Source organism: Legionella maceachernii (assembly GCF_900167045.1).
GTDB classification, from domain to species: Bacteria; Pseudomonadota; Gammaproteobacteria; order Legionellales; family Legionellaceae; genus Tatlockia; species Tatlockia maceachernii.
Genome location: NZ_FUXJ01000014.1, coordinates 32,627 through 52,497 on the forward strand (window position 1 = coordinate 32,627; position 19,871 = coordinate 52,497).

The following is a 19,871-nucleotide window of genomic DNA, read 5'->3' on the forward strand; positions in this document are numbered from 1 at the left end:
GATAAAATTTCCCCATTTTTTTATGCTCTGTAAGTGCATTAGGCTTTTCTCCCTTGTGTATGGGATAGATTAATTTTTAAATTTTGATTGAGCCTAAAATTAATTTCCCGAAGTAGAGGATTAGTAATGAGGGTGAATACGTTTTGGCCAACCAAAGTTTCCAGCCCCTCTTTGACTGTAAGCGGGCCTAAATGGCGAACGACTTGAGGTAAGGGTAGGCTTAGTGTCAATTGAAGTTCTTGAGACCTTTTATCCGCAGGTGCAAGGTGAAAACCGGAATACTGAAGCCAATATTCCAAAGCTTGAGCGATGGTTATTACGGTTTGTGGAAAGTGGACTTGTTGTACCGCAAGCAGAGGGTTTAGTTGTGCCGCTGATGGCTTATTTTCCACTGTGCCGTACCGATTAATCTGGGTGACATTGGCAGCATCCAGGTTAAATGATACACAAAAGACACTGAGCATTAAGAGAGAACGGATTCGAGACATGCAGTTTTTCCTTAAGGGAGGCATTTCAGTTGAAAGACGTTACTATCCTTTACAGTTAATTCAGCTTGTTTTTGGAGATAAATCTCTAAGCGGTCTACATCAATTTTAGGCGGTGCCTTAATGCCGAATTCCACCGAATTTTTAGGCAGGTTAATCGAAATGATTTTCACTTCAATTTGACCCTGATCAAAAAAAAGGGACTCCCCTTGGCGTTGAATTTTTAAGAGTTGACTAAATTGTACAAAATCTTTTCTGAAATTCATGTCTGTTACTGGTGTTGCTTTGATATTTAAGACAACCGCATATTTTTTAACAGAGAGTAACTTAATTGCGATTTGGCCTTTATTGATGATAATGATTTCACCTTTTTTTCTTCTCAGTTTTAGCATGATGTTTCTCTCTTATCTTGTATGGCTATGCAGTATTGCTTTCATTTTTTGAAGGTGATATTTAGCGACTTCTGGGCTCGCTCGTGCTACTTTTTCAGGCTGGTATAAGTTATTTTTACGATTAGCGTTTTTGCAAAAACCTACAAATTCAGGCAATGTTGGTGGTCTAGGTGAAATCTTTAGGCAAAGCGCTATCGCTTCTTTAACGGTTTGATTATCGTAAGGTTGCAACGTAGTTTCCCAATCTTCTTTCCATTGCAAAATAGCGAAATCGCTTTGAAAAAGGTTTTGCCATAAATAGCCGTAACTTGTAGCAAACCGTAAAAATAAGCGTTCAATGCGTTTGCGCTCATACTCAGGATTGGTAGATCGGGTTTGTGTTGTCCTGTTGTGGTTGTTCTGGCTCCTCGGTGTCAAAATCAAAATCGGCTCCATTTTGGCAGGATTCCCAGAGCCGAGTGAAAGGGGATTGCTTTTCAGCACTTCGCTGATGTTTTTCATGATGGTTTCCCTTAAGCGTTGGTAAATTAATTTCGTCTTCCCAGCACTGTTGCGCTAGCCAGTTAGCAGGATGTTTCCAGTTTGGAGTCCATTGGCCATTTGCTTTTAGGCTTTGTGTGTTGTCGATTTGTTGTTTGAGAGCAGCAAGCATCTCTGTGATTAGTTCCTGTGAGGGGTTAAGTTGCTCAAAAGCTTCCCAGGCTTTTTGTTTGCCTGTTTTTTGCGGATAAAGCGACCAAAACTTTTCGAATTGCGAGTGTAAATAAATAAAATAATTATTATTAATATGAGGTATGTCGGCCTGTGGGATTTTTGGTGGTTCGACCTCGAGGCAATTCTTTCCGTAACGTTCTGATTTAAAGTTATTTATTTTGGTAGATTGCAAGTCTGCTTCGTGGTTCGGCTTCGGTATGGCCTTTTTTTGGTTAAAATTATCCAAGTCTGGAAGAAGGCATTTTAAAATAAGTTGCTGGTTAATTGATTGGTTTAAAATTATGCCTGCGCGTTCTAAAGATTTTACTCCTCGTTTGACTTGTTGAAGACTAGGACTACCTGTTTTCACCCCAGCAATTGGAGCGACATACAACACTTCCCGTATGGATTGATAACTGATGCGTCGTTTAATCCCGACTATCCCTGTTGCTCTATCCATATAGGGACGGATTCCCATGAGGTAGATAAGTCGCTGGATATAGGGTAGCTCCTGAAGGGCTGTAAGCTCACCCATGTTGATTAATAGAAAATTCATTTTAAATCAGCTATTGATGTGAATCGAAATTCGCTCTTTCTGATTGTCATATATGAACTCTCCTATTAGATCTTAAAATGAGTTTTGTCATGAAATGCAAATTTCTCATTTCTGTTAATAAATGTTGACTACCATTCTGTAAGTTTGGATAATCTGTATAAAAAACTGCTATAAAAATAAACATTTTATTTGTTTACCCATTAATTTAAACAAAAAGTTTAATTTATAAAAAGATTATTGAACATTTAGTTTAATGTCAATGATTTTATTTTTTCGAGGTAAGTATGGATCTCAGAACCAAAATAGGTCATCGAATTAGCGAGGCACGTAAGGCATTAGGATTATCCCTCACAGAGTTAGCAGCAAAATCAGATGGTTTATCTATAGGAAGAATTTCAAATTGGGAACGAGGAACACGAAGCCCTCGGGCAGGAGAAATTAAATTATTAGCAGAACTATTAAATGTATCAGCTTCTTATCTCTTATGTTTAACAGACAACCCTAAGAAAGAACAAAGTGGTCCTCAACAAATTAGAGTGCTGCTTATGGAAGATATAACAAAGGCAAATGGTGATGTCAGTCACTTAAGTTCAGAAGATTTAATTACAATAGATAGAGGAAATGAATACAGCAATAGCAATCTCTTTGCTAGTATCATCGATGATAGCAGTATGGAGCCAGAATTTAATAAAGGTGATGTTATCGTAATTAATCCTGAGTTAACCCCTAAGCCTGGTGATTTTGTTCTTATTTATTTATTGGGAAAAAAACAAACAGTGCTTCGCAAATATCGTGAAGTTCAAGGTTACTTATTTCGTTTATTGCCAAATAATGAATTGTGGGCAACTATAGATATAAAAAAACCTAACGAAGTACTCATGCTTGGAGTGGTAACAGAATATAGAAGATTTTTTTAAGAATAAATCCTATTTATTTAAAAAGATGGCTGTTTAATATAAGCCTGTAATTTTTTATTTGCTGTGTACTATCGAGGGCTTATGTTTAGCATAAGTGATTTTGCAAGTTATATACTGAATACAAGTAAAAAAAACTGCCCTAACCGTTGGGCAGCATCATCAGAAAAGAATGCTTTTCCTTCATGGACCTCTGATAATATCTGAATTGGTACCTCAAGAACACTCGCCAGATCGTCGAGACTAATTGGTTTAAATCGTAATAATGCTTCAATCCATATTTTCTGATTGTGTTTATTTTCTCCAAAATTAAATCGAATAAATGGTTCACTAAACTCAATAATGCATCCCATGCAGAATTCCTCAGTATTTTAATTTTAATTAGAGTAATAAATTTTTACTTGCAAGTAAATAATATTTTTCTTTAGGTAAATTTAATTAGTTAAATAATAATTACTTTTAAAAATAATATAAATGTGTAAGAATATAATTATCATAGATGGAGCTACCTTGAGCAATGCTAGAAAATACTGACCAAAAGCCTGTAGAAAAAAGCGCACTTGAGAATTTATCAGAAAATCTGGCTAATCTGTTAAAAGCTAATCATATTAATGAAGCTGAGCTAGCTAGGAAGTTGAATATAACTTATAACACTATTCATCGGATAATAAATAGGACTACTCCCGATCCGAAATTGTCTACTCTGAAGCTAATTGCGGAATATTTTCATGTTAGCTTAGATTATTTGTTGTCTGATAATGTGAACTGTGAAAATTTTGACTCAGGCAAGCCTCAATTTATTCCAATACTCTCATGGGAATATATTCAAACATCCGATTTCAATAGTCACTTTGTACCCCAGGCTTCAACTGGTTGGATTCCAGTCGTGGCAAACAAACAAAATATAATTAGCGATAAATGTTATGCGTTAGAAAGTACTCGCTCAATGTCGCCAAGGTTTCCTATCGGCTCAACTTTTGTTGTGAAACCGGATGAGCCACCTATTGATGGTGATTTAGTCATTATTAGGTTTAAAGAGGATAGAAGTGTCTCTTTGAGAGAATTGGTTATTGATTCACCTGATTGGCAATTACTGCCAATTATCCCTGGTTCAAAAGCGCTTATATACGACAAAGAAGTAATAGAAATTATTGGCATAGTGATTTTAACGCTTATCCAGTCGAGACATAAATAAAGGACTAATAGATGCCTAAAAAATATAATATCGCTTTATTACCGCTGCATAGCAGTGATGAGATTATCGAGTTTGCAAAAAAATTTTCTACTTTGTCTGAAAATTACATGCTGGGTGAGAAATCATTACCGCATGTGACTCTCTGCCAATTCTATGCAGAAGAAAAACAAGTAAACGAGGTATGGGAAAATGCATGCAATACTTTGACTGAACACTCTTTAGAGCTAACATTTGGAAATTTTAGCTGTATTTCTTTTGATGAGAGCACTTTCTGGGTTTCTCTGCTTCCTGATAAAGTAGATGCATTAAATGACATGTACTCAGAAATAATAAAAATAGTAAAACCATTTAATAATAAATTATTTGATCCGCATATGACTCTTTTTAATACTAAAAATAAAGAGTATAAAACACTTATTAAGGATGATTTGTCTCAGTATTCTTCGATTTCCGATTGTTTTATTCTTGCATTGGGTGAATGTGATGAAATTGGGCAATTTACTCGCTTGGTTGAGAGTTATCAACTAAGTAAGAGTCTTTCTTTCACCTAATAAAAATAGGTTGCTTATTTGACCAAGGTTATTTTATTGGTAGAGACTTTGGGTTGGTTCCGGCAAATTCGCTTTTCATATTTTTTTGATAAAAACCCGATATAAAAAGCTTGAGTCGGATCGAATCCTTTAATAAGTTCTTTGTTATTAAATATTGTTAGGAGAGGAAGGGTGTGAATTTCTTGAGTATCTTTGTCTAAAAATAATAAATTATTTCTTCGATCAGTCGAATATATGGAGTATTTTTTTTGAGAGTTGATAATAAAAAAATCGCACCTATCAATGCTTTGATTCTTTTTGGTTAACTCTTCCCAGTATTCTCCATAACAATAACCTATGTACGAAGCCTGTTCTGAAGAAAAATCTGAAAGAACAGCATGATCATTAATAATATCGTCAAATTTTATATGAAGTAGAGAGCCTGACCCTCTGCAAGAAAAATAAATTTTATTGCCTGTAATTTTTTTTAGATTACAGTAGGGACGATTTTGAATAAAAGTAATTGGATAAACTGACCTGACGTAATTAACTATTTTTCTAAAAAATTTGGACATTAAAGTTCCATTTTTAACTTGGTTATGTATATAATTTCATCACTCATCTAGTGCTAATTTTCGCTTTAGATGTGGTAGAGGAATAAGTTTTATACGCATGAAAGTCATAAACATTATTTAAAGAAAAAGGCGTAAACTCTGTATCAAAATCATATAATTCAAATCCCTCCTTTTTTTTGATAAGGTCAGTAAGGATTAAAATTAAAGGTAGGAAAAAGATTTGGCACAATATTTTTTTTATATATGCATACCCGAATATTTTTAAAAATAAATCACCAGGCATTGTCCCAAAAAAAGCTAAAAGAAAGAAACAAATAATATCAATTGAACTAGCGCAAATAGTCGATACTAAAATTCTTTTAGGCAGGATGTAATTTTTACATTTTAATTTTGCTAGTAAGTAACTATTAAGAAAATCAGATATTAAATAGCTTATTACAGAAGCACATATAATTCTCGTACTCGGTACGAGAATATCGTGAAATTGATTTTGTAGTGTCCATGAAGGAGATGGAGGGATTTTGTCAACTATGTGAATAAAAAATACAAATAAAAGATTGAGTAAAAATCCAGACCAGATTGCTTGCCGGGCATTTTTATAACCGTAAATTTCTACGATAAGGCAATTAAGGATGCTGGTAATCGGAAAAATGAAGAAACTACCAGTTAGAACAATACCCCAAAAAGAAACTAATTTCACAGCTGCTATACCTGAAATTAACCAGGTTGCTGAAAATAATGTTGCAAGAAGGAAAAGAAATTTCGACTGAAATTCTCTCTGTGTATTTTCTAAAACATCCATAAATCCCTATACTTATAGTCCAAATCAAAAATTGTAGCATTATTCTTACGCATACAAAATAAGTCGTAAGCGATTGATGAAATATATTCACATCTGGAGTTGTCCCTATCAAACTGAACCACAAGATCATCGCGCAATAGTTTTTAAAAACTGCGTTGGAGACATCATATTAAGCCCTTTATGAGGAGCAATTTCACTATAATCATCAAACCAGGCAGCAAGTTGCTTAATAAAGTCATAAGCATTTAAAGCATCATAAAAAGCAACGTAATCTCGCTTAAAAATTTTGACGAAGGCTTCAGCCATTCCACTGGATTCTGGGCTATAAAGAGCAGTTGTGTAGATGTCAAAGCCTAATGACCTAGCAAATTCGACGCTCTCTTTAGTGACATAGCAAGGCCCGTTATCACTCAGCCACTGAATTTTATGAGGAAGACGCTCAATCCTACCAAAACAATACTCTAGGGGCTTCAAGCATCAAATCACGTATGGCTTCACCATTGATACCTACCGTTGAAGCGATATAACTTAAAATCTCTCTATCACAAGTATCCAAGGTGAAAGCAACATAGACTTTCTCCCCATTGGCACACTAGACGGTGAAGCAATTCGAGCACCATCGCAGGTTGCTTTTAAGCATGATAATTTTGCGGTCATGGGTTGTCCTTGGTCTTTACCAAAGCGGGTTAGAGCAATTGATTTTGCTTGATAATTCGATAGACGCGTTTATGGTTTACTCTCGGTTGCTGTTGTCGAGTTAGTTCTTGGTTGAGTAAAGTGCTTACTCGTCGATACCCATAACTACTCCGTTTATGAGTAATTGCTAAAATAGCAGGTAGAATTTGTTCATCTTCTATTTTTTTATACATTTGAGTTCTTCTTTTCATCGCATTAAGCCTTTCTGTTAAATTAGAGCGAGAGACATTCAACGTGCGAGCAATCGCTTTCACTCGAAATCTTCCAGTCCTAGCAAGGGTTGTCGCGAGATGAGTTTTTTTTCACGGCGAAGCTTCACCGCTTCTTTTAATATCTCATTCTATAAAGTCTTTTGACCTAAAACCCGCTCCAATTGCCTGAAAACTATTCCCTCGATAAAGAACAAAGACAGTTTTTAAAGCACAATACCTTTCATGGCCAAGAGATAGTCGCTAACACTCGTTGCTTGTGTTTGATGGATCTGTTTTAGCACATCATTGGCGAAATTGATGTTGATAGTCTTGTTTCTCCGAATCATGCTTTGGTGACGCATCAACGTTGATTACGTAGTGGCGAATCCTCCCTTTGGTAAGAAAACTCGATGAGTTTTACAAATCAGGAAGGAAAATAGGAAACTGGCAATCTGACCTATAATCACCAAGATTTCTGGGCAGCCACCTCAAACAAGCAGCTTAACTGTGTACAGTACATTCGCAGCATGCTAAATATCAGACTGGTAAGGCCGCGGTTGTGGTTCCAGATAACGTGTTATTTGAAGGTGGTGTCGGTGAAACTATCCGTAAAAAATTCCTCCAAAATATTACAGTGCACCCCCTCCTCTTTTTACCAACAGGTATTTTTTACGCTAATGGGGGTAAAGCAAATGTTCTTTTTTTTCTGACAACCAAGCCGCTAGCCCAAATTCTTGAAATAAGGAAGTCTGGTTCTATCATTACCTTACCAATGTTCATCACACCCTAAAAAAAGCCAATGCGCTTTAAGATTTAACAGGATCTATTGAATGTTATACTCCAAAAATCCATGTGAACGTAAAAGAACTTAGCACCCCGAAAAAAATCTAGAGGGTCGTTGGCGTAGATACAGTTATGAAGAACTAATTATGAGTGACAAAATAAGCCTTGAGATTTTCTGGTTGAAAGACAACAGTCTGACTGATTTGAACAATCTACCTTAACTATATGATCTCGCAGCAGAAATCATTGAAAATCTGGAAACGGTCTTAACTGCTTTGGGGAAGTACTTTCTACGAAATAATGTTATATAATTCCACTACTGTCACAACCGAAATTAAGAAGGATACCTCATTATGCATGACATCATATGCCCACACTGCAAGAAAGCATTCAAAATTGACGAGGCTGGGTATGCAGAGATTCTTAAACAGGTTCGTGACAAAGATTTTGAACAGCAGTTAAAAGAGCGGCTTGAGTTAGCTGAAAAGGATAAGATGAATGCCGTGCAACTAGCTACAACTAAAATCACCAGCGAATTGGAGAAGACCGCAGCAACCAAAGATGCTGAAATCAAGGAATTGAGGGCTAAACTTGATGCCAGTAAAGTCGAACAAAAACTCGCTGTGACTGAAGCGGTAAATGTTCTGGAAAAAGAGCGTGATGCACTCGATAATGAGCTTAAACAAGCAAAACATGATAATCTTTCCATCTTTCAACTTGCCGAAGAAAAGCTTGTGAACGAACGGCAAAAAATTACTGCAATGAAGGACGCCGAAATCCAAGAGCTGAAGGCCAAAATCGAATCTATCGAGCTTACACAGAAGATTGCCATGACTGATGCAGTTATGGCAATCGAAAGAGAACGCGACAAACTGAAAAATGACTTTGTGCAAATGCAGCTTGAAAAGCAACGAGTTGAGCAGTCACTCAAGGAAAAGTATGAAACACAAATCAAAGATCGTGAAAGCGAGATCGAGCGTCTTCGTGACATGAAAGCTCGCTTATCAACCAAGATGGTTGGCGAAACCCTTGAGCAACATTGTGAAACTGAGTTCAATCGTATTCGGGCGATGGCATTTCCTAAAGCGTATTTTGAAAAAGACAACGACTCGCGATCTGGTAGTAAGGGAGATTATATCTTTCGTGACTTTGATGAGGCTCACACTGAGTTCGTCTCGATTATGTTTGAGATGAAAAACGAGAACGACGAAACAGCTACCAAAAAGAAGAATGAAGACTTTCTTAAAGAACTTGACAAGGATAGGAATGAAAAGAATTGTGAATACGCGATTCTCGTTTCACTTCTTGAGCCTGATAGCGAGCTTTACAACACTGGCATTGTTGATGTATCTCATCGTTACCGAAAAATGTATGTCGTTCGACCACAGTTTTTCATTCCAATCATTACATTGCTGCGAAATGCTGCTCAGAACTCACTGAAGTACAAAAAAGAGCTCGCTCTAGTAAAAGAACAAAACATTGATATCACGAACTTCGAGAATGAACTCGAGGCCTTCAAAACTGGCTTTGCTCGGAATTATGAATTAGCATCCAAGAAATTTAAAACGGCTATTGAGGAAATCGACAAAACTATTGACCATCTTCAGAAGACGAAGGATGCTCTTCTTGGTTCCGAAAACAATCTCCGTCTTGCTAACAACAAAGCTGAAGATTTAACTGTTAAGAAACTGACCAAAGGTAACCCTACAATGGCCGCTAAGTTTGCTGAGCTCAAGAGTGATAATACTTCCAATTCTGTATGACCGAATTAGTAAAAGGCTATTTTCATCGTCTAGGTAACAGCGCTATCGAACCTGAAGATCTTTTCGAAAGGAAGGTTACAAAGTTACATGGTTGGTGGTGCGCACTCCGATGATGTGAATTTCGAGATAAAGATGAACTCCCTAAGTATTTAGTTTTTTCTAGTAGGGTATCGGGGGGATCAGTTTTCGTTTGTGGGGGGCAGTTTACAACTGCTGGCGACAATACTATCCGGTGATAAAGCCTAACTCAAATATGATAATTTGAGCTTTGAATCACTGGTGGTTGGGTAAACCGAAGGTTGAACAGCCCGGTGCCGGTTAGGAAACTTGCCGGTATACCCGATAATTTGATTAGCTGCATGCCATAACGTTAATAGAGCTTGACGTATCACTTCATTTTCTTTTAGATATCTTCTTTGCTTCTTTAGCGGCGGAAATTGGAAGTTTACTTTGATTAAGCAAGCTGATCGCATATTTCCTCTGGTAACCTGTGCTTGCTATAAACTCATCAAGAATCCTTTTTTTCATTACCAGCCCCTCGGGTGCTATTTTTTCAATGGTATAAAGTTTTTATAAATAGGCAATAGCTTGATGAGATTTGCCGGTGGTTTTTGCAAATTTAACCAATTCTGCAAAAGAACGTCTTGCGTGGCTCATGCATCCGAGATGGATAATCTTGGGTTATCATTTATTGCTCCATCGATTAAATCGACCGCCAATTTGGCTAGACCAAACTACGTTTTCTTCGAATATTTGAAATTTCAGGACGTTATTAATTGAATTATATTAAACAAATAGTTTAATATGTTTAAACTATTTGTTTAATTTATGGGGAACAATGATTAATAAAGCCACTTATCCTTTTTTACCTAGACTTATCCGACTTAGAGATGCTCCTTTATATTTAGGAATGGATCGACATCGATTTAATGAATTAGTTAGACCTATGTTAATTGAAATTCCTATTGGCTCACAAGGAGTGGCGTTTGATCGGCTTGATTTAGATGCATGGGTAGACGATTATATCCAATGTAGTGGTCGTCCTGCAGCAAAAAAACAAAGGAATTTTAATAAATGGGACGTAAACGAACGCCAGGACTGCAAAAAAGAGGTGAGTTCTGGGTCATTGACAAGAAAGTATTCGGACGCCGATTTTGCGAAAGCACTGGAGCTAGCGACCTCGAAGAGGCGGAAAAATATCTAGCAAGGCGACTTGAAGAAATCAGACTTGCAACAGTGTATGGTGTAAGGCCTAAGAGAAGTTTTATGGAAGCAGCAACAAAATTTCTGATGGAAAATCAGCATAAACGTAGCCTGGCAGACGATGCGGGACGTTTACGTGAGCTGATTAAGTACATCGGCGATATATCGCTAGAGGCAATCCATATCGGAGCACTACAGCCTTTTATAGAGGGAAGACGAAAGGATGGAGTTAGTACGAGAACGATAAATCATGGGTTGCAACTAGTTCGCCGTATACTTAATCTGGCTGCCAGTGAGTGGATGGATGAGTATGGATTAACGTGGATTATTAATGCCCCTAAAATTAAGCTTTTACCGGAGCATGATCTGCGCAAACCTTATCCACTGAATTGGGATGAGCAACATCGACTTTTTAATGAGCTTCCTTCTCATCTGAAAAAAATGGCATTATTTGCTGTGAATACTGGATGTAGAGATCAGGAAGTATGCGGTTTGCGTTGGGATTGGGAAATAAAAATTCCGGAGCTACCTCATATTTTAGTATTTATTATTCCAGCTGAGTTAGTAAAAAATGGTGAAGAGCGACTTGTTGTTTGTAATGACACTGCCCGTTCAGTTGTAGAAGAAGAGAGGGGAAAGCATCCTACTCATGTTTTTAGTTTTAGAGGAAGACCCTTAGCTCGAATTTTATCAACTGGATGGAGGCAAGCAAGAACTAAAGTCAATCTTCAACAGGTGCGTGTTCATGATCTTAAGCATACTTTTGGTCGACGATTACGTGCAGCTGGTGTCAGTTTTGAAGATAGGCAGGATTTGCTTGGCCATCGCTCAGGTCGGATTACAACGCATTATTCATCAGCAGAATTACAAAATCTGTATGATGCTGCGAATAAAGTGTGTGAAAAACAAAAAAGTGGGGTAGTGCTGACTTTGTTACGTAATCCAAATTTGAGAATGCCTGCAAATAAACAGGCTTCAAAGGTAGTTGTTTTATAGGGTTTTAAATGTAGGTCACGCAAAAGTCACGCAAGGCTTTTGAGGTGACTAAAGGTATCAAGTGTAACTTATTGATTTTAATGGCTTAAATTGGTGGGCCCACTAGGACTTGAACCTAGGACCAACGGATTATGAGTCCGCTGCTCTAACCAACTGAGCTATGGGCCCGGGGAGTTTGCCATTGTAATGGCTAAAAGGGTTTATTTCCACAGTTTTTTATCTGAGGACGAAATTTCGTCCTCAGATTATTTCTTAGGATTCATCTCCTTCAAGGAAGCTACGCAGTTTCTCTGAGCGGGAAGGGTGGCGTAGTTTGCGGAGGGCTTTGGCTTCGATTTGGCGGATTCGTTCGCGCGTTACGTCGAATTGTTTGCCCACTTCCTCTAGTGTATGGTCGGTATTCATTTCGATGCCAAAGCGCATGCGCAGTACTTTTGCTTCTCTTGGGGTTAGCGTCTCCAAAATTTCTAGGGTTGCTTCTCGTAGACCCTCCGCGGTTGCGCAGTCGATGGGTGATTCGATGTTGTTGTCTTCGATAAAATCACCTAAATGCGAGTCGTCATCATCGCCAACCGGTGTTTCCATGGAGATGGGTTCCTTCGCGATTTTTAATACTTTGCGTATTTTATCTTCGCTGAGCTCCATTTTTTCCGCTAATTCTTCAGGTGTGGCCTCACGACCGGTTTCCTGTAAAATTTGGCGTGAAATACGATTGAGTTTATTAATGGTCTCAATCATATGGACCGGAATACGAATGGTGCGCGCTTGATCAGCAATCGATCGAGTGATTGCTTGACGAATCCACCAGGTTGCGTAGGTGGAGAATTTATAGCCACGGCGATATTCAAATTTATCCACCGCTTTCATCAAACCAATGTTACCTTCTTGAATTAAATCAAGGAATTGCAAGCCGCGGTTGGTGTATTTTTTGGCAATTGAAATCACCAAACGTAAGTTGGCTTCCACCATTTCTTTTTTAGCGCGTCTTGCTTTTGCTTCACCAATAGACATCTTCCGATTGATGTCTTTGATTTCGCTGATGGTCAAGCCATACTCTTCCTCGAAGGCAGCAAGTTTGTTTTGTAAGCGTAGAATTTCATCACGGTATTCTTCGATACGTTCCATTTCAAGCTTTTTACCGTGCTGACGAATCAAATCATCTAACCATTTCAGATCCGTTTCTTGGCCTGGGAAAGTCTCAATGAAGAGTTTACGTGGAATGCGTGCTTTCTCAATGCAAAGTCGCATCACACTTCGTTCGAATTCGCGGATGTGATTACGCAGTTGACGGAAGTGACGGGTAAGCCTGTCGACTTGTCGAGAAGTTAATTTTAATTTTAAGAAGGAGTCAGACATTGTGTCGAGTAAAACCAGCGTTTTGCTATCATTTCGACCATGTTCTTTCAATGCCTTCATTGCATGGTTATAGTTCTCGCGCAGCTCGTCAAAATAGATTTTAGCTTGTTCTGGGTTGGGACCATCATCAGCCTCAACGATTCCTCCGCCGCCTTCGCCATCTTCATCTTCTTCAGTAGCAAGAATGTCTTCTTCGGCGATGAGGGCTTCTTGCTGCGATTCGTCGAGCATAGAGCCGATAGTAGTAGGCGGGGCTTCTTCTTCGGTATCGGCAAAGCCACTGATAATTTCGCTTAGGCGCATTTCTTCTGTAGCGACTCGTTCGTAATCTTCTAGCACTAGCTCAACTGTTTCTGGGTAATGAGCGAGTGATTTTAAGACTTGGTAAATGCCTTCCTCAATGCGTTTAGCAATGCGTATTTCACCATCACGGGTCAGAAGCTCTACCGTACCCATTTCACGCATGTACATGCGTACGGGATCAGTTGTACGGCCTGTTTCTTTATCCACAGAAGCGAGAACAGCAGCTGCTTCTTCCACATCTTCCGGCGCTTCCTCGGTGGTACCCAAAAGCGCTAACTCATCATCGCTTGGAGGTGTTTCGAATACTTTAATATTCATGCCCTCTAACATGCTGATGATGACATCAAAATGTTCAGTATCAACAATGTTGGGTAGCAGGTCGTTAATCTGAGCATAAGTCAGGTAGTTTTGTTCTTTACCTAAGCTAATAACTTTGGTGATTTGCGAGCGCTGCTGTTCTTGGTCATTCATGTTCATAGGCACTTTCAGGTGAGTGAATAAAGCTACAAAAAGGGTTTGATTATAAACCCGCTATCGTAAACTTGCCAGCTTATTATGGGTTAAATTTCATCATTCAATTTGATGCCTCTGTTTCATCATCTCTTGTAACATTAATCTTTCAGAGACAGTTAAGCCCTGATTTCGTGATTTTGCAAGATATAATTTTATTTTATTTTCTAAATTTTGTTTTTGCAAAAATAGAATGATATCCGTAAATTTTTTTGTTAACTCCTCTTCTGGCTCATTATGGTCCCAGCTTGCCAGTTTTCCGAGCGCTTCAAAATACGGCGTGTCCCGCCAAGCTTCGATAAGAGTGGCTGTATTTGCATTGGGTGAATTTTCAATTTGTTGAAGAAGTTTCCGCAGTATTTCTTGTCCTTTACCATCGAGCAAGCCCGAATTTATTTGGGCTTTGCAAGCATGGTAGATTTCAGGATTTTGAATCAACAAAGCGATTGCGAGGCGAATGGGGGAGTTTGCAATTTTTTTGTTGCTTTCTTGTTTTTTTTGTTGATGATTGTCGTAAAGTATTTGGGCAACTCGGTAAGTCTCAATATGAGTCATGCGAGAGAGTTCATTGAGTAACAATTGCTTATAGGGTCCCTCTGCCATTTTTAATAAATACGGCTTTGCCGCATTGATTAATTGGCTTTTTCCGGCAACGGTAAAAACATCTATTCCGCTAGCGATATTATCTAAGAAAAAGCGGTTTAAAGGGGTTGCGTTTTTTAAGCGTTCTTGAAATTTCTCCTTACCTTCCTCTCTGACTAAGCTATCCGGATCGTGCCCTTCAGGAAGAAAAATAAAATTTACATCGAGACCCGCATTTAATTCCGGCAGGCAACTTTCCAAAGCTCTCCAAGCCGCTTGGCGGCCGGCCTCATCACCATCAAAACAGAAAATGAGTTGTTTAGTGTGTTTGGTGAGAAGCTGGATATGGTAGCTGCTCGTTGCTGTTCCTAGTGTAGCAACTGCATTTCTAATCCCATGTTGGGCTAAAGCGATAACATCCATATAACCTTCAACAATTACAATATTATCGATAGTCCGTTGTTGATTAAGAATCTGATGTAAGCCGTAAAGTTCTCGGCTTTTTTGGAACAGGGTTGTTTCAGGTGAATTTAAATATTTAGGTTTTTGCTGTGGATCAATGCTTCGTCCACCAAAACCGATAATACGGCCGTGGCGATCGTGAATGGGAAACATAATCCGATGACGATAACGATCATAGGTTTTGCCCTCTTCTTTTTTAATAAGCATTCCTGTGGCGATAAGTTCACTTTTGTTCCGCTTAAACTGTGATTCAAGCGTTTGCCAGCCTGCTGGCGCATAACCCAATTGGTATAGTTTTGCGATGTCGCCACTTAAACCGCGTTGACGTAAATAGTTAATCGCTACTTCGCCGTTTGTTCTAAGTGTTTGCTGATAGAATTGGCTCACTTGGTTAAGCAGTTGATACAAGCTTAGAGTGTGTTGGTGTTTTTCAGTGTTTCCCTCGCGCGGAACTTTCATTCCTAAGCGAGAGGCTAGAGTTTCGATGGCGTCAGTAAATCCTTGATTTAAGTAGCTCATGATAAAACTAATAGCATTGCCGCTTACACCACAGCCAAAGCAGTGATAAAACTGTTTTTTAGCCACTACGTTGAATGATGGGGTTTTTTCACTATGAAAAGGGCAGCAAGCCACATAGCTAGTGCCTTGTTTTTTGAGAGGAACATAACCGTCAATTAGCTCTACAAGATCAATTCGGCTAAGCAGTTCATCAATGAATGGCCGTGGTATTAAGCCAGACATGAGGAGTGCTAACTCAACTTAGCCTTTATTAATTGACTGACTTTGCTCATGTCAGCTCGACCTTGCAGCTGAGGTTTCAACTGCGCCATCACTTTACCCATATCACTCATTTTGGTTGCACCTGTATCAGCTAGAGCTTTTGCAATAAGCGCCTCGATTTCTTCATCTGACAAGGGTTCAGGCAAATAATGGTTGATAATGTCCAATTCATATTGCTCTTGGGCGACCAGATCATCCCGCCCTGCGGTCTGGAACTGAGCAATGGATTCTTTGCGTTGCTTAGCAAGTTTGTCCAGAATGGTCAGCATTCGCTCATCGTCGATAACAATTCGTTCATCGACTTCAACCTGTTTGACAGCAGCAGCAACGAGGCGTAGAGTGTCCAGCTTTTTTTTATCTCTGGCACGCATCGCATCTTTGAGATCGTCACTAATACGGTCTTTAATGGTCATGATTATTTACGTCGATGCTTGACATTACGGCGAGAAGAAGTAGCATCACGAGAAATCTTTTTGAGATGACGTTTTACCGCAGCTGCTTGTTTGCGTTTACGCTCAGCAGTTGGCTTTTCGTAAAACTCGCGACGACGTAACTCAGTCAAAATTCCTGCTTTTTCGCAGGAACGCTTGAAACGGCGTAGTGCGTATTCGGGATTTTCTCCCTCTTTCACACGAACGGTAGGCATTAATTATTTCCTCTGATTTAATTGAATACAATAGGTTGGCAATTCTAGTGCTAGTTGTAACAGTCGTCAAGTTTATTTCATGAGTTAATTATCAACACGCCCTGGATTGTGGATTGTTTATCTTTATATACCCGTGATCCTTCAAAATGCTATGTTTTGGGCAACTTGATTTTTTTGGCTGGGATTATTTTAAAAACGAGTAATAGCAAGTCCTTGCGAGTTTTTAAAATAATCCCAGGCGGAAAAGGCAATAGACCCAAAATAGCGTTTTGAAGGATCGCGGGTATATAATTGGCAAAGATGATTTTTTTGGGGTATTGATGCAAGTTTTGGGAATTGAATCTTCTTGTGATGAAACAGGTGTGGCCATTTACGATTCTGCAAAGGGATTGTTAGCTCATGCACTTCATTCACAAATCGCGATACATCAACGTTATGGTGGTGTGGTGCCCGAGCTTGCTTCACGGGATCATGTAAAGTATTTAGTGCCCTTGGTGGATAGGGTTTTACAACAAGCGGGTGTTACGAAAACCGCTCTTGATGCCATTGCTTACACAGCGGGTCCTGGTTTAGTGGGTGCTCTTTTAACCGGCGCATGTTTTGCAAAGAGCTTAGCTTTGGGTCTTAATAAGCCGGCATTAGCCATCCATCATTTAGAAGCCCATTTGTTAGCCGCGAAGCTGGATTCACCCCAGCTTGATTTTCCTTTTTTAGCTTTATTGGTTTCTGGAGGGCATACCCAGTTGATTGAGGTGTATGGTTTAGGAGATTATCAATTGTTGGGTGATACTTTGGATGATGCAGTGGGTGAAGCGTTTGATAAAACTGCAAAATTGATGGGATTGGCTTATCCCGGAGGGGCAATTCTTGCAAAATTAGCAGATGACTGTCCTACTGAAGCTGAGGCCTTTCCTCCTTTTCCTCGACCAATGACAGATAGACCGGGTCTCGATTTCAGCTTCAGTGGCCTTAAAACCCATGCATTAACTGCATGGAGTGGCAGTGCTAAAAATGACGCAGCTAAAGCAGCAATTGCCAAAGCCTTTCAACAAGCAATAGTGGAGACTTTGCTGATTAAGTGTAAGCGGGCATTAAAACAAACAGCATGCCGTCGGTTAGTCGTAGCAGGAGGCGTAGGGGCTAATCGCAGTTTACGTGTTGCCTTGCAGGCTTTAATGCAGGAGTTAGGAGGGGAGGTTTATTTCCCCCGCCCCGAATATTGTACTGATAATGGGGCGATGGTTGCTTACGCGGGTTGCCTACATTTGTTACAAGGAGAAAAAGATTTAAGTGCTGCGGTGGAGGTCAAAGCGCGCTGGCCTTTAACTAAGCACAGTTTGTGATTATTTGTTTTCTTCTCCTTTAACTCGAGTTCCACCGGCTTCAGTTCTTTTTTTTCTACGTTTGGGTTTTGATGGACGTTTTTCTTCGGCTTCAGTTGCAGGTGGTAATTCTTTTGGAGGTTCGCTTTCCTTAAGAATCGGGGCTAACTTTTCTTTCGCTTCATCAGGTGGCAATAACGTAGCCTCTTCTTCTTGTTCAATTTGGCTCTCTCGGATTGCTTCAGTGAGAGTCGCATTGATTTCTTCATTGAGTGAGCTGCGATTAAATTTAATTTTAGGTTCCTCACCATCAATGAGGCGGGTGATATTGTTGCGATGTTTATAAAGGATGAATAAAGCGATGAAAAAGAGAGGAGGGAAAATATCGAGCCGTCCTATCGTAAGGAGGGCGTATAAAGGGGCGAGTGCCATGGAGGCAATGGAAGCTAGCGATGAGTAGCGAGTGAAGTTTGCAATCAATAACCATGTCGCAATCACCATAACGCCTAGAATAAAGTGTAGGCCGAGCAACGAACCAATGGCTGTGGCGACCCCTTTGCCCCCATGAAAGCCAAAAAAAACGGGGTACATATGCCCTAGAACGGTAGCTAAGCAGGTGAAGCTAACGGTGATGGGACTCACATCAAATGCTTTAGCCAGTAGGACAGGAAGTAATCCTTTTAGCATATCCGCAATTAATACTATGGCTGCATATTTTTTGCCCGCTAATCGCAGAACATTGGTAGCACCTGGATTTCGTGACCCAGAAATACGGGGATCGGGAAGGGAAAAAATACGACTGACAATTACGGCGGAGCAAATTGAACCAAATACGTAACCAAGGACCATAAAAAAAATAAATGCCAGGGCTGCCATTGTATGCCTCCTACTACAGGAAAGATCTCAACTTAATCTTTTTTAATTCCCTTGTTCGGGTCCTGTTTAAGTTCAGAATGAAAATCTATTATTAAGCAAAGCGAGTTGGAAGTGAAGAGGATTAATCGGGCAAAAACATCGCTTGCAAATTATTAGTATAGCGCCGACCTAGAGAAGTAACTTGCCAAAAATCATTATTTAAGGTGATAAGGCCTCTTTTTGCTGCTTTTTTCAGTAAAGGGCTTAAAATATGTCCTTGCAGGCCAGTCCTTTCAGTGAATAAAGAATGAGGAATAGCTTGCTCTAAACGGCTTGTATTCAACATGAATTCAAAAACTAGTGAATCGGCGTTCACTTGTTCCTTTGCGGCAAGAAATGGTTTTGCGGGGTTTAAATAATCAGTCGGTTGACGCTGTTTCCTTGTGCGAAAAACTTGCCCATCCACCGTTATTTTTCCATGTGCGCCTGCACCAATGCCGTAATAATCCCCAAAAAGCCAATAATTGAGGTTATGACGAGCAACTTGTTCAGTTTTACAGAAGGCAGAGATTTCGTAGCGTTGATAGCCATTTGTTGCTAAGCACGCTAGGCCTTGCTCCTCGAGCAGAAAAGCCTCATCCTCAGTAGGTAGAGACGGAGGACTTTTATAGAAAAGGGTATTCGGTTCAATGGTTAATTGATACCAAGATAGATGCTCTGGCCTATGAGCTAAAGCTATATTTAAATCTTCAAGTCCCTGGTCGACTGATTGCCCGGGCAATCCATGCATAATGTCAATATTGAGATTGTTAAAACCGGCATAACGAGCTGCCTCAATTGCCTTATGAGCTTGTTTATCGTCATGAATACGCCCAAGCGCTTTTAAATGCAGAGGATTAAAGCTCTGAACTCCTAAAGAGAGTCGATTAATTCCCAATTGACGATAGTCAGTAAAGCGCTGCTGTTCCACAGTGCCTGGATTCGCTTCCAGAGTAATCTCAATGTCTTTAGCAAAGGGAACAAGTTTCTGCAATTGAGCAAATAAAAGAGCATAAGTTTCTGCGGATAATAAGCTAGGTGTGCCTCCACCGATGAAAATACTCTGAATTTCGCGTGTAGGGAAATGAGTTAAATCGGCTTTAAAATCAGCGAGTAAAGCGCTGAGGTATTGCTTTTCGGGTAAACTTTCCGGACTTTTATGAGAATTAAAGTCACAGTAAGGACATTTACGAAGACACCAAGGAATATGGATATACAAAGAGGTTGGTAACATTATTTAAA

The 19,871-nt window shown here is 39.4% G+C and carries 24 protein-coding genes and 1 tRNA gene; 8 read left to right on the forward strand and 17 right to left on the reverse strand.

Translation table 11 applies throughout. The features are described 5' to 3' along the window. Positions 1 to 38: 38 nt before the first annotated feature. The 4 genes from pilL2 to B5D33_RS12095 are packed head-to-tail and all read right to left on the reverse strand — an operon-like array spanning position 39 to position 2,126. Positions 39 to 488, reverse strand: a complete 450-nt coding sequence (gene pilL2, locus B5D33_RS12080) for a PFGI-1 class ICE element type IV pilus protein PilL2 (RefSeq protein ID WP_058453497.1) — start codon at positions 486 to 488, stop codon at positions 39 to 41. 11 nt (positions 489 to 499) lie between these two features. Beyond that, entirely contained in the window at positions 500 to 877 is a 378-nt protein-coding gene (locus tag B5D33_RS12085; protein WP_058453498.1) for a carbon storage regulator, read from the reverse strand. Positions 878 to 889: 12 nt separating this feature from the next. After that, on the reverse strand, positions 890 to 1,300 hold the full coding sequence (locus B5D33_RS16375; RefSeq protein ID WP_133140984.1) for a hypothetical protein: 411 nt from the start codon (positions 1,298 to 1,300) through the stop codon (positions 890 to 892). Further along, positions 1,233 to 2,126 carry a hypothetical protein gene (locus tag B5D33_RS12095; RefSeq protein WP_058453500.1) on the reverse strand — a complete coding sequence of 298 codons (894 nt, stop codon included), beginning with the start codon at positions 2,124 to 2,126 and terminating at the stop codon, positions 1,233 to 1,235. The genes B5D33_RS16375 and B5D33_RS12095 overlap by 68 nt, the downstream gene beginning before the upstream one ends. Positions 2,127 to 2,410: 284 nt before the next feature. On the opposite strand from B5D33_RS12095, the gene B5D33_RS12100 reads away from it, so the two are divergent. Then, positions 2,411 to 3,043 (forward strand): helix-turn-helix domain-containing protein, encoded by a 633-nt coding sequence (locus tag B5D33_RS12100; RefSeq protein WP_058453501.1) that lies wholly within the window; start codon positions 2,411 to 2,413, stop codon positions 3,041 to 3,043. Positions 3,044 to 3,150: 107 nt separating this feature from the next. On the opposite strand, the gene B5D33_RS12105 is transcribed toward B5D33_RS12100, so the two are convergent. Then, positions 3,151 to 3,393 (reverse strand): hypothetical protein, encoded by a 243-nt coding sequence (locus tag B5D33_RS12105; RefSeq protein ID WP_058453502.1) that lies wholly within the window; start codon positions 3,391 to 3,393, stop codon positions 3,151 to 3,153. Between the two features lie 164 nt (positions 3,394 to 3,557). Between B5D33_RS12105 and B5D33_RS12110 the strand changes: the two genes are divergently transcribed. Both B5D33_RS12110 and B5D33_RS12115 read left to right on the forward strand, forming a co-directional pair. Then, positions 3,558 to 4,235 (forward strand): helix-turn-helix domain-containing protein, encoded by a 678-nt coding sequence (locus B5D33_RS12110; protein ID WP_058453503.1) that lies wholly within the window; start codon positions 3,558 to 3,560, stop codon positions 4,233 to 4,235. A gap of 11 nt (positions 4,236 to 4,246) precedes the next feature. Next, complete coding sequence (locus B5D33_RS12115) at positions 4,247 to 4,786, forward strand: 2'-5' RNA ligase family protein (protein ID WP_058453504.1); 540 nt, start codon at positions 4,247 to 4,249, stop codon at positions 4,784 to 4,786. A gap of 14 nt (positions 4,787 to 4,800) precedes the next feature. Here B5D33_RS12115 and B5D33_RS12120 read toward each other — a convergent pair whose 3' ends face one another. The 4 genes from B5D33_RS12120 to B5D33_RS12135 form a co-directional block, all read right to left on the reverse strand. Beyond that, positions 4,801 to 5,340 carry a hypothetical protein gene (locus tag B5D33_RS12120; RefSeq protein WP_058453505.1) on the reverse strand — a complete coding sequence of 180 codons (540 nt, stop codon included), beginning with the start codon at positions 5,338 to 5,340 and terminating at the stop codon, positions 4,801 to 4,803. Positions 5,341 to 5,383: 43 nt separating this feature from the next. Next, the gene (locus tag B5D33_RS12125) at positions 5,384 to 6,142 is read right to left on the reverse strand and encodes a queuosine precursor transporter (protein WP_058453506.1); all 759 of its coding nucleotides are present in this window, start codon (positions 6,140 to 6,142) and stop codon (positions 5,384 to 5,386) included. A gap of 126 nt (positions 6,143 to 6,268) precedes the next feature. Next, positions 6,269 to 6,616 (reverse strand): integrase core domain-containing protein, encoded by a 348-nt coding sequence (locus B5D33_RS12130; protein ID WP_078767442.1) that lies wholly within the window; start codon positions 6,614 to 6,616, stop codon positions 6,269 to 6,271. A gap of 212 nt (positions 6,617 to 6,828) precedes the next feature. Further along, the gene (locus B5D33_RS12135; protein ID WP_133140985.1) at positions 6,829 to 7,029 is read right to left on the reverse strand and encodes an IS3 family transposase; all 201 of its coding nucleotides are present in this window, start codon (positions 7,027 to 7,029) and stop codon (positions 6,829 to 6,831) included. 505 nt (positions 7,030 to 7,534) lie between these two features. Here B5D33_RS12135 and B5D33_RS17075 point away from each other — a divergent pair. Both B5D33_RS17075 and B5D33_RS12145 read left to right on the forward strand, forming a co-directional pair. After that, positions 7,535 to 7,819, forward strand: a complete 285-nt coding sequence (locus B5D33_RS17075) for an N-6 DNA methylase (protein ID WP_327393841.1) — start codon at positions 7,535 to 7,537, stop codon at positions 7,817 to 7,819. A 346-nt stretch (positions 7,820 to 8,165) separates the two neighbouring features. After that, positions 8,166 to 9,575: a DUF2130 domain-containing protein gene (locus B5D33_RS12145; RefSeq protein WP_058453507.1), complete on the forward strand. Its 1,410-nt coding sequence runs from the start codon at positions 8,166 to 8,168 to the stop codon at positions 9,573 to 9,575. 393 nt (positions 9,576 to 9,968) lie between these two features. Here the strand turns inward: B5D33_RS12145 and B5D33_RS16955 are convergent, their stop codons facing one another. Beyond that, positions 9,969 to 10,103 (reverse strand): hypothetical protein, encoded by a 135-nt coding sequence (locus tag B5D33_RS16955; protein ID WP_267889336.1) that lies wholly within the window; start codon positions 10,101 to 10,103, stop codon positions 9,969 to 9,971. A 310-nt stretch (positions 10,104 to 10,413) separates the two neighbouring features. Here B5D33_RS16955 and B5D33_RS16755 point away from each other — a divergent pair, with 310 nt between their 5' ends. Together B5D33_RS16755 and B5D33_RS12155 are read left to right on the forward strand one after the other, a co-directional pair. Beyond that, the gene (locus B5D33_RS16755; RefSeq protein WP_058453508.1) at positions 10,414 to 10,779 is read left to right on the forward strand and encodes a hypothetical protein; all 366 of its coding nucleotides are present in this window, start codon (positions 10,414 to 10,416) and stop codon (positions 10,777 to 10,779) included. Positions 10,780 to 10,865: 86 nt separating this feature from the next. Further along, positions 10,866 to 11,774 carry a tyrosine-type recombinase/integrase gene (locus B5D33_RS12155; RefSeq protein WP_058453809.1) on the forward strand — a complete coding sequence of 303 codons (909 nt, stop codon included), beginning with the start codon at positions 10,866 to 10,868 and terminating at the stop codon, positions 11,772 to 11,774. Between the two features lie 91 nt (positions 11,775 to 11,865). Here B5D33_RS12155 and B5D33_RS12160 read toward each other — a convergent pair. The 5 genes from B5D33_RS12160 to rpsU all read right to left on the reverse strand — a co-directional run bounded on the left by B5D33_RS12160 (position 11,866) and on the right by rpsU (position 16,413). Continuing rightward, positions 11,866 to 11,942, reverse strand: a tRNA-Ile gene (locus tag B5D33_RS12160). Positions 11,943 to 12,026: 84 nt separating this feature from the next. Continuing rightward, positions 12,027 to 13,910: an RNA polymerase sigma factor RpoD gene (gene rpoD / locus B5D33_RS12165; protein ID WP_058453509.1), complete on the reverse strand. Its 1,884-nt coding sequence runs from the start codon at positions 13,908 to 13,910 to the stop codon at positions 12,027 to 12,029. A 93-nt stretch (positions 13,911 to 14,003) separates the two neighbouring features. Next, entirely contained in the window at positions 14,004 to 15,728 is a 1,725-nt protein-coding gene (gene dnaG / locus B5D33_RS12170; protein ID WP_058453510.1) for a DNA primase, read from the reverse strand. 8 nt (positions 15,729 to 15,736) lie between these two features. Further along, on the reverse strand, positions 15,737 to 16,180 hold the full coding sequence (locus B5D33_RS12175; protein WP_058453511.1) for a GatB/YqeY domain-containing protein: 444 nt from the start codon (positions 16,178 to 16,180) through the stop codon (positions 15,737 to 15,739). 2 nt (positions 16,181 to 16,182) lie between these two features. Continuing rightward, positions 16,183 to 16,413, reverse strand: a complete 231-nt coding sequence (rpsU, locus tag B5D33_RS12180) for a 30S ribosomal protein S21 (RefSeq protein WP_058453512.1) — start codon at positions 16,411 to 16,413, stop codon at positions 16,183 to 16,185. 320 nt (positions 16,414 to 16,733) lie between these two features. On the opposite strand from rpsU, the gene tsaD reads away from it, so the two are divergent. After that, positions 16,734 to 17,756 carry a tRNA (adenosine(37)-N6)-threonylcarbamoyltransferase complex transferase subunit TsaD gene (gene tsaD, locus B5D33_RS12185; protein ID WP_058453513.1) on the forward strand — a complete coding sequence of 341 codons (1,023 nt, stop codon included), beginning with the start codon at positions 16,734 to 16,736 and terminating at the stop codon, positions 17,754 to 17,756. On the opposite strand, the gene plsY is transcribed toward tsaD, so the two are convergent. Both plsY and hemW read right to left on the reverse strand, forming a co-directional pair. Next, positions 17,757 to 18,611 carry a glycerol-3-phosphate 1-O-acyltransferase PlsY gene (gene plsY / locus B5D33_RS12190; RefSeq protein ID WP_058453514.1) on the reverse strand — a complete coding sequence of 285 codons (855 nt, stop codon included), beginning with the start codon at positions 18,609 to 18,611 and terminating at the stop codon, positions 17,757 to 17,759. Positions 18,612 to 18,732: 121 nt separating this feature from the next. After that, positions 18,733 to 19,863, reverse strand: coding sequence for a radical SAM family heme chaperone HemW (hemW, locus tag B5D33_RS12195; protein ID WP_058453515.1), 1,131 nt, complete (start codon positions 19,861 to 19,863; stop codon positions 18,733 to 18,735). Positions 19,864 to 19,871: the final 8 nt, after the last annotated feature.